13 protein-coding genes are annotated in these 14,883 nt (G+C 39.2%); 9 read left to right on the top strand and 4 right to left on the bottom strand.

Annotated features, from left to right (window positions below; genetic code table 11):
- The first annotated feature begins 111 nt into the window (after positions 1-111).
- From cgtA to J9318_RS03920, 3 genes are all read left to right on the top strand, one after another.
- The gene (gene cgtA / locus J9318_RS03910) at positions 112-1,257 is read left to right on the top strand and encodes an Obg family GTPase CgtA (protein ID WP_210561411.1); all 1,146 of its coding nucleotides are present in this window, start codon (positions 112-114) and stop codon (positions 1,255-1,257) included.
- Positions 1,258-1,333: 76 nt separating this feature from the next.
- Positions 1,334-1,828, top strand: a complete 495-nt coding sequence (gene folA, locus J9318_RS03915; RefSeq protein ID WP_210561413.1) for a type 3 dihydrofolate reductase — start codon at positions 1,334-1,336, stop codon at positions 1,826-1,828.
- Positions 1,829-1,907: 79 nt separating this feature from the next.
- On the top strand, positions 1,908-2,279 hold the full coding sequence (locus J9318_RS03920; protein WP_210561415.1) for a DUF3718 domain-containing protein: 372 nt from the start codon (positions 1,908-1,910) through the stop codon (positions 2,277-2,279).
- 61 nt (positions 2,280-2,340) lie between these two features.
- Here J9318_RS03920 and J9318_RS03925 read toward each other — a convergent pair whose 3' ends face one another.
- On the bottom strand, positions 2,341-4,830 hold the full coding sequence (locus J9318_RS03925; RefSeq protein ID WP_210561417.1) for an EAL domain-containing protein: 2,490 nt from the start codon (positions 4,828-4,830) through the stop codon (positions 2,341-2,343).
- 154 nt (positions 4,831-4,984) lie between these two features.
- Between J9318_RS03925 and queA the strand changes: the two genes are divergently transcribed.
- The 6 genes from queA (at position 4,985) to J9318_RS03955 (ending at position 11,681) form a co-directional block, all read left to right on the top strand.
- The gene (gene queA, locus J9318_RS03930; RefSeq protein ID WP_210561419.1) at positions 4,985-6,046 is read left to right on the top strand and encodes a tRNA preQ1(34) S-adenosylmethionine ribosyltransferase-isomerase QueA; all 1,062 of its coding nucleotides are present in this window, start codon (positions 4,985-4,987) and stop codon (positions 6,044-6,046) included.
- Between the two features lie 119 nt (positions 6,047-6,165).
- The gene (gene tgt / locus J9318_RS03935; RefSeq protein WP_210561420.1) at positions 6,166-7,308 is read left to right on the top strand and encodes a tRNA guanosine(34) transglycosylase Tgt; all 1,143 of its coding nucleotides are present in this window, start codon (positions 6,166-6,168) and stop codon (positions 7,306-7,308) included.
- A 110-nt stretch (positions 7,309-7,418) separates the two neighbouring features.
- Positions 7,419-7,754 carry a preprotein translocase subunit YajC gene (yajC, locus tag J9318_RS03940; protein WP_210561422.1) on the top strand — a complete coding sequence of 112 codons (336 nt, stop codon included), beginning with the start codon at positions 7,419-7,421 and terminating at the stop codon, positions 7,752-7,754.
- Positions 7,755-7,815: 61 nt separating this feature from the next.
- Positions 7,816-9,675: a protein translocase subunit SecD gene (secD, locus tag J9318_RS03945; protein WP_210561423.1), complete on the top strand. Its 1,860-nt coding sequence runs from the start codon at positions 7,816-7,818 to the stop codon at positions 9,673-9,675.
- Between the two features lie 15 nt (positions 9,676-9,690).
- Positions 9,691-10,665 (top strand): protein translocase subunit SecF, encoded by a 975-nt coding sequence (gene secF / locus J9318_RS03950; RefSeq protein WP_210561425.1) that lies wholly within the window; start codon positions 9,691-9,693, stop codon positions 10,663-10,665.
- 656 nt (positions 10,666-11,321) lie between these two features.
- Positions 11,322-11,681 carry a YacL family protein gene (locus J9318_RS03955; RefSeq protein ID WP_210561431.1) on the top strand — a complete coding sequence of 120 codons (360 nt, stop codon included), beginning with the start codon at positions 11,322-11,324 and terminating at the stop codon, positions 11,679-11,681.
- 15 nt (positions 11,682-11,696) lie between these two features.
- Here J9318_RS03955 and J9318_RS03960 read toward each other — a convergent pair whose 3' ends face one another.
- The 3 genes from J9318_RS03960 to ygfZ form a co-directional block, all read right to left on the bottom strand.
- Entirely contained in the window at positions 11,697-13,340 is a 1,644-nt protein-coding gene (locus J9318_RS03960) for a methyl-accepting chemotaxis protein (protein WP_210561434.1), read from the bottom strand.
- 182 nt (positions 13,341-13,522) lie between these two features.
- Positions 13,523-14,008: an FKBP-type peptidyl-prolyl cis-trans isomerase gene (locus tag J9318_RS03965; protein ID WP_210561435.1), complete on the bottom strand. Its 486-nt coding sequence runs from the start codon at positions 14,006-14,008 to the stop codon at positions 13,523-13,525.
- A gap of 8 nt (positions 14,009-14,016) precedes the next feature.
- Positions 14,017-14,850 carry a CAF17-like 4Fe-4S cluster assembly/insertion protein YgfZ gene (gene ygfZ / locus J9318_RS03970; protein WP_210561437.1) on the bottom strand — a complete coding sequence of 278 codons (834 nt, stop codon included), beginning with the start codon at positions 14,848-14,850 and terminating at the stop codon, positions 14,017-14,019.
- Between the last annotated feature and the right edge of the window lie 33 nt (positions 14,851-14,883).

Below are 14,883 nucleotides of genomic sequence, written 5' to 3' on the forward strand. Positions count from 1 at the left end.
GCTATTGCGGGGTTTTTTGTTTGTAACAAACATAGTAGTAGCAGACTGGCAGACTTTGCAGTTCAGTCTTATAGTTACAAGTGATTTAATCCATAAAGTTAGTTGGCTAAAATGAAATTTGTTGATGAAGTTGAAATAAAAGTCGACGCCGGAGATGGTGGCAATGGTGCCGTTTCTTTCCGTCGTGAAAAATATGTTCCCATGGGTGGCCCCGACGGCGGTGATGGTGGAGACGGTGGCGACGTTTATTTACTAGCTGACGAAGGTTTAAATACCTTGATTGATTACCGTTTTGAGCGCTTTCACAAGGCTCAGCGCGGAGAAAATGGTAAAGGTCGCCAATGTACGGGCTCACGCGGTGAAGACTGTGTATTAAGAGTACCAGTAGGTACTCGTGCCAGAGACTTAGACACAGGCGAAATTATCGGTGATTTAACACGAGCTGACCAAAAGTTGCTTGTTGCTAAAGGCGGTTTCCATGGTTTAGGTAATACTCGTTTTAAAAGCAGTGTTAACCGAGCGCCTCGCCAAAAAACCAATGGTACTCAAGGTGAAGTCCGCAATCTTCAATTAGAACTATTGTTGCTTGCTGATGTTGGCATGTTAGGTCTACCGAATGCGGGTAAGTCAACATTCATTCGTTCTGTTTCAGCCGCAAAACCTAAAGTGGCTGACTATCCGTTTACAACATTAGTACCTAACTTAGGTGTTGTTCGTGCGGGTAATTCATTCGTTGTCGCGGACATTCCTGGTCTTATTGAAGGGGCAGCTGACGGAGCTGGACTAGGTATAAGGTTCTTACGCCACCTAGAGCGCTGTCGTGTATTGCTACATTTAATCGATATCCTTCCAGTTGACGGGTCAGATCCAGTTGAAAATGCTAAAGTAATTGTTAGCGAGTTAGAGCAGTACAGTGAAAAGCTAGCAGCAAAACCTCGTTGGTTAGTATTCAATAAAATTGATTTAATGCCAGAAGATGAAGCGAATGAGCGTTGTAAAGAAATTGCAGAGCAAATCGGTTGGGAAGGTCCAATTTATCAAATTTCAGCGTCACAGAGTTTAAATACAAAAGAACTTTGTAATGACCTATCAGACGCGCTCGAAGATATGCCTCGCGAAGTTATGACTGCCGAAGAAGAAAAAGTCGACTTCCAGTGGGATTCATATCATAACAACGCCATGGACGACATTGATGATGAAGATGACGATGATTGGAATGAAGATGATTATGATGTTGAAGTAATTTATAAGCCGTAAGGGTTTATAAAACGTCAGAACCTAATTATGATAGCCTTCCATTTGGAAGGCTTTTTTATACAAAGTAGTTGTAAATATGACAAAAATATCACTAATAGCAGCAATGGCTCACAACCGCGTTATAGGTAAAGATAACGATATGCCTTGGCATATGCCAGCAGATCTAAAACACTTTAAACAAGTTACACTAGGTAAGCCTGTTGTAATGGGACGAAAGACGTTTGAGTCTATCGGAAGGCCTTTACCAGGTAGGCGGAATGTTGTTATAACGCGAAACCAAGATTGGCAACACGATGGTGTTGATGCTGTAAATAGTACAGCCAAAGCTTTAGACTTACTTTGTAACGAGAGAGAAATAATGGTTATTGGTGGTGGTAATATTTATCAGCAGTTTTTACCTATGGCTAGCTTTTTATATCTCACGTTTATAGATTTACAAGTAGAAGGCGACACCCAGTTTCCGGACTGGCAAACAGTAGGTGAATGGCAAGAGATAGAGACTGTTAAGCATTTGAAGGATGAAAAAAACGCAAATGATTATCAGTTTGTTACTTTGCAGAAGATTGATTGATAAACTTCCATGAATTGGTTGGAGTTGATATACTCCATTTTTGTGGTAGTGTTCAAAAAAATTAATTATGAGAGTCAATATGAAGTCAATTGTAGCTTTTTTATCAACGGTTGTAGTTTTAAGCGTTATGTCTTTGAGCACACCAGCCAAAGCAAATGATGTTGCATCATTCTTAGCCGGTGTTTGTGACAACGTGGCTGACGACAACAAAGGGCGTTTTCGTAAAAAGCTTAAAAATGCCGGCGTTAAATTAAGAAATATCTATGATGGTGTAACTTGTGGTGGTGAACCATTAATTCGTTATGCTATCCAAAAAAATGCAAATGAAGTAGGTGTGTTTATGGTAAAACGTCTGCCGTCATCTCACTTTGCAGCTTCTGGCGATCTAGAGTGGGCCAATTCAAATGGTTTTGCAGACTCTGAAATAGCTAAAGCAATTGCGAGTAGATAATTATTTGCTATCGAAGTAATAAAAAAACCGCTTATATAGCGGTTTTTTATTATCAGAAGATTCACTCTGGTTTAAATTTAAAGGATAAGGCTTCTAGTAGCGGTAACGGCTTACTAATGTAATACCCTTGGGCGTATGTGACGCCAATCTCTTTTAGATTATTAAAAATTTCTTTATTTTCTACAAACTCAGCCACACTATGCTTATTTAATACAAGAGCGACATTTGCAATGGCTGTAACTAATGTTTTATCTACGTCATTCACATTCATATCTTTAACGAAGCTACCGTCTATTTTTACGGAATGGGCAGGCAGTTCTTTTAAATAAGAGAAGGTACTAAAGCCAGTCCCAAAGTCATCAATTGAAAACTGACATCCCATCAGGCTTAATTGCTCTATCATGCGTCGAGTGCCACTAACATTGGTTAAACTGGCTGACTCTGTTAACTCAAAGATAATGCGCTCGCCGGGGACTTTATAAATTGCTAACTTCTCTTTAATTAAAGGTAACAAACGTTCATCGGAAAAGGCTTGGCCAGACAGATTAATTGCCACTTTGTGCAACCCTGGGTTTTCACTTATTAATTTGATTGTTTTATTTATTACTTGATGATCTAAAAAACTGATGTCTTCAGCTCGTTCTAGTGCCGGAATAAACTCGTTAGGGTAAGTGATTTTATTGTCTATTTCTAACCGAACTAAAGCTTCAAAGTAACCAACACATTCATCAGCGTAATCCCAAACCGGTTGAAAATGCATAACAAGATTATCATCAATCACAGCTTGTTGTAGTCGTTGAACCCACTTCATGTTGTCTAACTGCTTGTTTGAATCTACGTCATCAGCTTCATAACTATGCGCTCGATTTCGACCCTTTTTCTTAGCAACATAGAGCGCGATGTCAGCTTGACGCAGATATTCCGCTGGCGTTGATTGGCCATCAATTTCAGATACACCAATAGATGCACTAATTTTGTATGTCGTATTACCAAATGTGAAATGAGCTGCTGCAATTTGTTGGCAGATACTTTCTCCAATATCGATGGCATTTTTCAACTTTGTCTCAGACAAAAGAATAATGAACTCGTCACCACCGACTCGGCATAAAATATCCGATTGACGCAAGCGCTGCGTCAGTATTAACGCGACTTCTTTTAATACTAAGTCACCCATTTGGTGACCTTCGGTATCATTAATTATTTTAAAGTGGTCAAGATCAATATACAACAGGCTATGAGTCTCTTTGCCTCTTGATGCAAGCAATGTAAGGCGACTTAGCTCGTTATCAAAATAATATCTGTTATATAGTCCAGTTAACGTATCGTGCAGTGCAAGATGTTGAAGTTTCTCTTCCGCTTGTTTGCGATCATCTATGTTATCCAACGTAGCCGTTAACCCTTGTACAAATCCGTCTTTTACAAGTTGATGCAGTCTAACTTCGACCCAGAGTGATTGATTTTTAACGTTTTTAATTTTAAGTTCGGTGGTGGTGCTAGTGACCGATTGCATTAGTATATCGTTTAATTGATGATTAAAGCGTTGGCCTCCTAGCTCGTCAAATTCGATAAACTCTATGAGTGGCAAATTTAATGAATCTTCTATTGGGTAACCAGTTAGTAACTCCCAAGCCTTATTTACAAACTTAATTCGTCCCGTGGTATCAAGCTCTAAAACCACAGAACTTAAATTTTCTAATAGCTTTGTGTGCGCATCTGACAGGTTTTGAAATTTCTGTTTACTCAGCTCAAGCAATGTCACTTTTTCAGCGAACTGTTTGTTACTTATAATAAAGTCATTACGTTGTGCAGCTCGTTCGCAAACATTTATAATTCTGGACACATTAATAGGGTTATAAATAAAATCACTCGCACCTTGCGTCATAAAAAATTCGGCGCGGCTTGTGTCGTTTTTTGGGATAATGACAACAACGGAAACTTCAGGCTTTTCTTGCCGAATAGTATTGAGTAGGGCCAGCGCTGTATCATTTTCTAAATCACTGTCTAAAACAACTAAGTCGATAGCTTGTTGGCGAATAATGGCTAAACCATGCTTAGCACTTTCTGCTTCTAGAGTTAGGAATTTACTAGAAAATAAATTATTTAGCTGGTCACTCAACGAAGGTTCACTAACCACTGTGAGAGTAGTAAGTCGCGTGTTTACCGGGATTTGACTCGAAAAGGCGTCTGCAAGTATTTGGTTTAATTGCGATATTTCTTCAGTTGTAACAACTGCATTAATACCGAATGATTTTGCGGTTGCCTCCGCAATCCGTTCGCAGTGTGTATCAGTTATTAAAACGATAGGTATTTTTTTATCACACAGATAGATATCGGAGCGAATTAAACTGGAAAGACTCCATCCATCCACTTTTCCTATGGCGATCTCAGAAATAATAAATTGGTATTTAGTCGACTTTAAATGTTGTATCGCAGTTTCACTATCAGGAACAGCATCAATTTCAAAGAGTTGCAGATTACTGATCTTTTGCATCAGTAGTCGTTTAATATGGAAGTTAGAGGTAATAAGTAATAACGGCAACAACTGCGACATTGACTAAACCATATAAAAAATAACTTGTCTTACTTTATAAATTAAATGGAGATTAAACAAGTAATGATATTTGTTTAGTCAATCTGTTTTAGTGGGGTCATGCAAAAAACACTGGTATAATACAGCGCAAATTTTTTAATTGTTGAGGTCTGTAGTGCAAGTCGCTGATTTTCATTTTGATTTACCAGAACACCTAATTGCGAAGGCGCCAAAAGCCGAGCGTAGTGCCAGCCGATTAATGCAACTTGATGGCAGTAATGGTGATATTACCCATCGTAACTTTGCAGAAATTATTGATTTGGTAGAACCTGGCGATTTGTTGGTATTCAATAATACCCGAGTAATTCCAGCTCGTATGTTCGGCCAAAAATTGACGGGCGGTAAAGTTGAAATTTTAGTTGAACGTATGCTTGATGAACACAGTGTGTTAGCTCATGTACGCGCAAACAAAGCGCCTAAGCCTGGCAATGTTATTGAATTTGACGGCGGCGCTCAAGCTGAAATGATTGCTCGTCATGATGACTTATTTGAATTACGTTTTTCAGGTGATTCGCCGGTATTAGCTATTTTGGAAGAGCATGGACACATGCCTCTACCGCCCTATATTGACCGTCCAGACACCGAGGATGATAAAGAACGTTATCAAACCGTTTATAATGAAAAGCCGGGCGCAGTAGCCGCACCGACAGCTGGATTACATTTTACAGAAGGCTTACTAGAGGCAATTAAACAAAAAGGCGCCAACATCGCCTTTATTACACTTCATGTAGGAGCGGGCACCTTTCAATCTATACGTGTTGATGAAGTTACCGAGCACAAAATGCATTCTGAGTACGCGGAAGTGCCAGAGTCTGTAATCGACGCAATTAAAGATACTAAACGAAATGGTAAGCGTGTTATTGCAATCGGTACTACGTCGGTTCGCTCGTTAGAGTCAGCCGCGTGGAAGTGCAATATGGAATCATCTGAGTATGACTCCTTGTTACCGTTTACTGGCGAAACGGATATTTTTATTTATCCGGGTTATGAATTTAAGTTGGTAGACGCCATGGTGACTAATTTCCATTTGCCTGAGTCAACATTGATCATGTTGGTATCGGCCTTTTCTGGAAAAGAAAACATCTTACGCGGATACAATGAGGCAGTAAGCAATGAGTATCGCTTTTTTAGTTATGGTGACGCTATGTTCCTTACTAAGCAGCAACTCAACAAATAAACAAACAAATACAGAGTAAAGTCGTCAAAGTAGGCGATTTTTAAAGCCGTATTAGATATAATAACGGCCATTTTTAAACTGGTTAGCCGGTTAAATTAAACAGAATTTAAGAGACACACATGAAGTTTGAATTAATGAATACCGACGGCAAGGCCCGTCGAGGAAAACTGCATTTTGAACGCGGCACAGTTGAGACTCCAGCATTTATGCCAGTGGGAACCTACGGTACTGTGAAAGGTATGACACCAGACGAAGTTAAAGAGACTGGTGCTCATATATGCTTAGGCAATACTTTTCACTTAATGTTAAGGCCGGGTACTGAAATCATCAAAAAACACGGTGATTTACACGACTTCATGAACTGGGATAAGCCGATATTAACTGACTCAGGTGGTTTTCAAGTTTTTAGTCTTGGCGACTTACGTAAAATTTCTGAAAAAGGTGTTGAGTTTCGTTCGCCGATCAACGGTGAAAAAATCATGCTTACACCAGAGCGTTCAATTGCTGTGCAGCGTGACCTAGGTTCTGACATTGTAATGATTTTTGACGAATGTACGCCTTATCCGGCGACACGTGAAGAAGCTAAATCATCAATGGAACTGTCTTTACGTTGGGCTGAACGTTCAAAACAAGAGCACGGCGACAGTGACTCGGCATTATTTGGTATAGTTCAAGGCGGTATGTATCCAGATTTACGTGAAATATCATTAGCGGGTTTGGAGTCTATTGGTTTTGATGGTTATGCTATAGGTGGCTTGTCAGTAGGTGAGCCAAAAGAAGATATGATTAATATCTTAGACACCACTGCATATAAACTTCCAGAGAACAAACCTCGATACCTAATGGGTGTTGGTAAGCCAGAAGATTTAGTAGAGTCAGTTCGTCGCGGCATAGACATGTTTGACTGCGTTATGCCAACACGTAACGCGAGAAATGGTCACTTATTTATCACTGGTGGTGTGATAAAGATCCGTAATGCACGACATAAAGATGACACGTCTCGTTTAGATGACAATTGTGATTGTTATACCTGTGAAAATTATTCACGAGCTTACCTACATCACTTAGATAAGTGTAATGAGATCTTAGGTGCTCGATTAAATACGATTCACAACTTAAGGTATTACCAACGTGTCATGCAAAGCTTACGTGATGCGATTGAGGAAAACCGCCTAGAGGAATATGTTGCTGAGTTTTATGCTCGTCGTGACTTACCTGTTCCACCATTGTCGGACGAAGGTGCGCCTCAGGCGTCAAAGTAATCGTAAATTATACAACTAATTATATGGCTAGCTATTGTAACTGCGATAGCTAGTCCTTATATCAAACTTCATAAATTAAAAATTATAAGAAACTACTTTAGGGGATTTTAATGAGTTTATTTATTTCTAACGCACACGCTGCTGCTGGTGCACCGGCTGCTGCTGCGGGTCCAGACATGATTATTATGTTAGTTATTTTCGCGCTGATCTTTTATTTCATGATTTATCGCCCACAGGCGAAGCGTGTAAAAGAGCACAAAAACCTAGTTAATTCATTAAGCAAAGGTGATGAAGTGCTAACAGCAGGTGGTTTAATTGGTAAAATCACGAAAGTATCTGAAGATAAAGACTTTGTAAAAGTGGAATTAGCAGAAGGTACAGAAGTGATGGTCCAAAAAGCTTCTATCAATACTGTATTGCCAAAAGGCACCATCAAGTCAATCTAATTTGCAACCAGCCGGATGTCGGCTGGTTTTTTTATATTTGAAAATCGAAAAGGGTTAGTTCGTGTTAAACAAATATCCAATGTGGAAATATATAATGGTGGTGATGGTTTTACTCATCGGCGCTTTATATTCTGCTCCCAACTTATATGGTGAAGATCCTGCTATCCAGGTGTCGGGTCTTCGTGGTGCCGAAGTTAATGAAGTTATTTTAGATGACGTTATTAGTAAATTAGACGCGGCTAATATTCCTTATAAAACCGGTGAAATTGCGGAAGATCGTATTTTAGTTCGTTTAAAAAATGAAGAAGATCAGTTAAAAGCAAAAGAAGCTATTGGTGATTCGTTAGGTGAAAAGTACATTGTTGCACTTAACTTAGCGCCAGCAACTCCTAAATGGCTGCAAGCTTTCGGCGCTAGCCCATTAAAACTTGGTTTAGATTTACGTGGCGGTGTTCACTTCTTAATGGAAGTTGATATGAACGAAGCCATGAATAAATCTTACACACAAATGGTCCAAGACTTTAGAGCTGACTTACGTGAAGAAAAGTTACGTTATCGTTCAGTTAGAAGAGAAGCCAAGCTTGACGCCGTTAGAGTTGAAATGCGCAGTGAAGAAGATTTAGATTCAGCAGAGAGTTTTCTTAGCAAACGTTACCCAGATTTAGTAGTTTCTGAAGACAGCAATACCGACGAAGCTGACTTATTGATCCGCATGAGCGAACAAAAAATAAAAGAGACTCGTCAATACGCTGTGGACCAAAATATTACCATAATTCGTAATCGAGTAAACGAATTAGGTGTCGCTGAGCCGTTAGTTCAACGCCAAGGCCAAGATCGTATTGTTGTTCAATTACCAGGGGTTCAAGATACCGCGAGAGCTAAAGAAATCCTCGGCGCAACCGCAACGCTAGAATTTAAAATGGTTTATCCAAATGGTGATATTAGTTCGGCATTAAACGGAAGAGTGCCGCCAAACGCTAAGCTTTATGAAAACTCTAAACGGGGTCCAATTTTATTAGAAAAACGAGTTCGTTTAACGGGTGATCATATTGTTGATGCGCAAAGTTCATTTGATGAGTACGGCATGCCACAAGTAACTATTAATTTAGATACCAAAGGTGGTAACAAAATGTCGGCAATGACCAAAGACAATGTTGGTAACCCAATGGCCGTTGTGTTTATCGAATATAAGCCGACTGAGCAAAAAGACGCGAATGGAGTTTCAAAACTTAAAAAGGTTGAAGAAGTTATCCAGGTTGCGACGATTCAAAGCCGTTTAGGCCGACGCTTTTCTATTACTGGTATCGACACTTCAGCAGAGGCGCATAACTTAGCATTAATGCTTCGTGCGGGTGCTCTTATCGCACCTATTCAGATTGTTGAAGAACGTACAGTTGGACCAAGCTTAGGACAAGAAAATATAAACGCGGGTATGAGTGCCGTATTACTAGGATTTGCTTTAGTTCTTGTATTCATGTTGTTCTACTATAAAAAGTTTGGCTTAGTTGCAAACGTAGCGTTGGCAGCAAACTTAGTACTCATCATTGGCGTTATGTCGATGATACCTGGTGCCACTTTAACACTTCCTGGTATTGCAGGTATTGTTCTAACAGTAGGTATGGCGGTTGATGCAAACGTTCTAATATTCGAACGAATTAGAGAAGAGATAAAAGAAAAGCGTAGCCCTCAACAAGCGATTCACCACGGTTATGATAGTGCATTTTCAACGATTGCTGATGCCAATATCACTACCTTTATTGCAGCAATAATACTGTTTGCAGTTGGTACGGGTCCTATTAAAGGTTTTGCTATTACATTAGCAATCGGTATTGCAACCTCTATGTTTACTGCAATTGTTGGTACTCGTGCCATTGTAAATGCAGTATGGGGCGGCAAGAAAATTGATAAGTTATCTATCTGATAAGGCGAATAAAAAATGCAATTATTGAATTTAGACTCAAAAGTTATTAACTTCATGTCAATTCGCCGTTACTCGGGTGCGTTGTCAATACTTCTTATCATTGCTGCTTTAGGCTCGTTTGTAACTAAAGGTATGAATTGGGGCTTAGACTTCACCGGTGGTAGTTTGATTGAAGTTTCATTTGAAAAAAGTGCTGATTTAACGAAAATACGCAAAGTTATGGATGACATTGGCTTTGGTGATGCGACGGTCCAAAATTTTGGGTCAAGTAAGGACGTATTAATTCGTTTGGCTCCTCAAAAGAAATCTCAAGGTGAAGCGAATGGTGAAAAGATCACAGCTGCCATGATAGGTGATGTGATTATGTCTGCGCTTCAAGAAATGGACTCAACAGCGGTAAAACGTCGCATAGAGTTTGTTGGACCAAGTGTTGGTGATGAGCTTCGTGATCAAGGCGGATTAGCAATGCTTACTGCGCTAATTTGTATACTTATATATGTTGCACTGCGCTTTGAATGGCGTTTTGCATTAGGTTCAGTATCAGCCCTTGCACACGATGTAATTATTACCCTTGGATTATTTAGTGCCTTAGAGATTGAATTTGACTTAACGGTATTGGCTGCAATTCTGGCTGTTATTGGTTATTCACTTAACGACACCATAGTTGTATCAGACAGGATACGTGAAAACTTCAGAAAGTTACGCGAAGGTTCGCCAGAAGAAATCATCAACGTTTCTTTAACACAGACACTTAATCGTACTATGGTAACGTCCATTACAACTGCATTAGTTTTAGTGGCATTGCTTGTTGTTGGTGGTGAACTTATCAAGGGATTCGCAACAGCATTATTATTCGGTGTAGTAATAGGTACGTATTCATCAGTATACGTTGCTAGTTCAATCGCTTTAAGCTTAGGTATTAGCAAAGAAGACTTAATGCCGACAGTGGTAGAAAAAGAAGGCGAAGACCAAGATCAAATGATGCCTTAATCATTTAATCTAAAACTTGTTTAAATTTATAAAACGCCTTAACGGGCGTTTTTTGTTTTTAGGTATAAAAAAAGCAGCCTAAGCTGCTTCTTTTATATACTTTCCGGCATCCTAAAACTGAATCCTTCAGTCCGTCTTCCTTATAGGCTCCATGCTATCAATTCCTTTGAAGTCCAGCTCCTTGTAATCCTCAATATCCCTATTAAAGCTCCTTGCTTTCCCCTTTCTATCCTTAACGCATCCTACGTATCCAATCCTTTTCTTCCTGGCATCCTGCCTTCCTTATTCCTTTCCGTTAGAATTATGCTCCTGCACTCCTAACAAATTCCTTAATCGCATCCAGCGGTTCCATTCCTTGTGTGACAAATCCTGTTGCACTCTCGTCGTTAAGTGCTGTCTATATTATCGAGAAATTTAAATCTAAGAATAATGAAAAAGATAAAATAATTATTTGTTAAAATTTTAATATTCAAGCTAAAGAAAAAGTCTTTTTAAAACAATGGTGTATGGATTGGTGGGTGATCAATTAAGCGGTATTTTCCGTTAAGTCTGTAATGCTTGTGAGATATGTCTTACAAACTTTCGGGCGATCTGTAGTTTATTGTTATACTTAAACCTCAGGTATAACCTTACTACTTTACCAACTAGGACCTAAAATGGATGTAGATTTTGTTTACGACACACATAAACGAGTACACCTTGTTGATATTTCGGGAGAACATGTAGCCGTCGCAAACTTTTTAAATTCTGTTTTCTCACCAGCAAGAAAAGAGACAAGAGATATTGAACTACTCATAACGCAAATAGAGCAACAACTTCCATCGATACTATACAAGGAGTGGACTCTAAGTATTGATGGAGATGACGTAACCATACAACACAACAGTTGCTTTGATCAAGACACCGAACACACCGAAGATACTAGTATTATGGATTGGGAGCTAAAGTCTAGTTGTAGCACCACAGATCTAACGGAACTACTCATCAATTGGGTCGATTTTATTGAGACTACATAGTGCGACAGCTACCTATTAGTTTTTATAAAATTGGATATTTTTCTGGACGGCTGAGCGCTCAGAATTACCTGTACTGTCGAAGTTAATACCGACAGTTATCTGACCATTATTATTTTTTTGCCAAACAATATGCGCAGCTAGCTCTATCGGTTTAGTTTGCTGGTATTCAGCTAGAGTCTTTTGAGGTAGCCTCAATTCCAAAGTGATTGGCTCGTTGTCACTTAAATTTGGAATGGCTCTTGTTAGTAGCGCGCCAACACCATTTTCACTAATGTAATTTGATACACCATCTAACTGGCCGAACTTACCTTTAATTCGAATTAGACTGTGTGCCTGAACGCGGAGGGTACGTCTTCGTTCATTGTTAGCTCGCCTCGTGGACGATGACTCTGTTGCTTCCTCTTTATTTATAATTAGTCCAGACAGTTGGCTCTGAAGATTAGAGGTCAGATTATTTAATGTAGTGGATATATTTGCCGAGTTGCTAATTTTTAAACTATTCATGGAAATGGTTAAAAACAGTGAATGTAACTGAGTATTTAACTCGTTAAAACTGTCAATTTGCTCGTTTACCACTTCTTCTATGCTTTTATTTAATTCGGAAGTGGTAATGATATCTGTTTGCATTATTTGAACGGCGTTTGCTGTTTCGGTGATTTGAGCTTGGCTTTTGCTAATGTTATCCACTAAGAACTTCATTGAAGATTGTGCATTAGTCACTTTGGACAACAACTCATCTAATATTTCAGTAATTTGCTCCGCTGAATTTTGCGATCGAACCGCCAAACTACGAACTTCATCTGCTACAACGGCAAAGCCTCTGCCTTGTTCACCGGCTCTCGCCGCTTCAATAGCAGCATTCAGTGCTAATAAATTCGTTTGTGATGCGATATCTTTAATCGTACTTAAAATAGAATTTATATTTCGGCTAAACTCGACAATTTCTTCGACTTGAGTTGACGTATCACCAATGTTTGTAGATACAGCCGTAAGTTGTTGAACAGATTGATTTAATGAAACTAGGCTCTTATTCGCCTGATGTTCGGCAGTTTCTGATTTACTATTGGCTTGGTGTGCAATGTTTTGAACCTGCGTTGCCACTTTATGCACCTTGCTTGTTGCAAGATTAATTTCTTGCTCTTTTGCTTTTTCAGCCTCACTCATAGACTCTATTTCATTGGAAATGGCGGCAATTTGAAATGCTGATTGGCCCATGTGAACGGTAGAGGATTCTACATTTGTAAGAATAGAATTTAGCTTTTTTAACACTAAATTAAAGTGAGCTTCTAACGCCCCAATTTCATCTTTGGAATGAATAATCACGGTTTTGGTAAGATCGCCACGTTCTATTGCCTCAAGCGACTTTAGCAAAGTTAAAATAGGCGCAACAAAGATCTTTGCCACCACCATAATAATAAAAAATTGCAAACTAAATTGCAGCAACGAGTCCCAAATTGAATTAACGTAAAAAGACTCTAATTGTCTTTGCATTTGACTATGTAGATCAGGGTTTGACGTTGATGATTCAACTAAGCTGATTAGACGTTTTAATTCGTTAGACGCAATAATGCGATTATAAATAGTCGTGATCATTGCAATGGCCATAAAGCCAAGTTGCAACTTCCACCTTAGGCTTAGATTTAACCAAAAAGATTTCATGCCGTTTAATTCTTATTATTTTATTATTGAGAGGGCTAGTATAAATGTCGACCAAAAAACAGATTACTTTAGTTGGCGGTTAAAAAGCAAAGTAAATGATACGCTGTCAGAAAATAAAAAGCCCCAACAAATAAACTCGTTGGGGCATGCAATTTATAAAAAATTGTTAAATAGGCTTACGCTTAGTGAGCGTGGCCACAACCGCCGGCACCGTGCACGTGACCGTGCGCGATCTCATCTGCAGTAGCCGCACGAACGTCTAAAATTTCAACATCAAACTTAAGGTCAACACCGGCTAATGGATGGTTGCCGTCAACGGTAACCGACTCATCATCTTTGTCGACAACAATGACTGTTTGCTCGCCATTATCAGTACTAGCGCGTAACTGCATGCCAATTTCAACTTCAAAATCGGCAAACATCTCACTGCCTACACGCTGCACTAATCCGTCCATTCGAGGACCGTAAGCATTTTCTGCATCTACCGCTACTTCAAATGTATCGCCTTTCTCGTGATCATTTAATGCGTTTTCTAACCCTTCAATTAAAAACTTAGAGCCTTGGATAAACACCAATGGATCGTTGTCATATGAGCTATCAATTAGGTTATCTTCTTTGTCTTTAACTGCATAATGCATAGTGACAACTGTGTTTTGTGCGATCTTCATAAGGATCCTTAGTCTTGTTCAAGTGAGTATGGGAGAGGTAATAAACGCAGTTGTTCATCATTCTCAGAGTCTAAATAAATTGTGTCGGTTAAATCTGTATCGTTTGGTAACACCAGTTGAAATACTGTTTTGCCATTAAAAAAGGCACTGTTAATAACTTTACCCGCTGAACGACGGTTGCCGTTCATAGCTTTATATACGTCATGACCAGGCGTTAGCTCATATTTGCCATCAATTTCAGCAATATATAGTGCGCGTTTGTTTTTACCCAGATAACGCATTCTAGCAACCATCTCTTGGCCCATGTAACAGCCTTTATTAAACGAGATATAGTTTAGCGCTTGTAGGTTTATCATCTGCGGCACATATTCACCCGAAGTATTGGCAAATAGGTGTGCACGTCCAGACATTACTTCGTTATACCACCATGAACCGTCATCCTGCTCGCAACCATCAATCATTTGTCTACTTAAAATTAAAAAATGATTAGGTGCTAATTCGATGCTTTTTAATTCAGAGTGGGCTTCTGTTGTGCCATATAGGTGCCAATTGCTGCTATCATCTGAAATCTCAGTTTTTGAGAAAACACCGTATTTGTTAAGTTCTGCTAATGACGGCTCGGCACTTTCTTTAGTCATAATAAGATAAATATCATTATCTTGCTCAAACGCAACAAAGGTGGACCAAGCCTTGCCTTTAGCATTGCAATGCGCACCAGCTTGCCAATCACGCTTGCTGATATCATCGACATTACAAGTTACTTGCCCTTGTAAAAAAGAGTGGCTTTGTTCACCGCTGAGTTTTATTACCGCAAATTTTGATAGTGAAACAATATTAGTCATGAGCTTCGGCTTAAAAATTAATAATCTCTATTA

Source organism: Psychrosphaera aestuarii, from assembly GCF_017948405.1.
Classification (GTDB): Bacteria; Pseudomonadota; Gammaproteobacteria; order Enterobacterales; family Alteromonadaceae; genus Psychrosphaera; species Psychrosphaera aestuarii.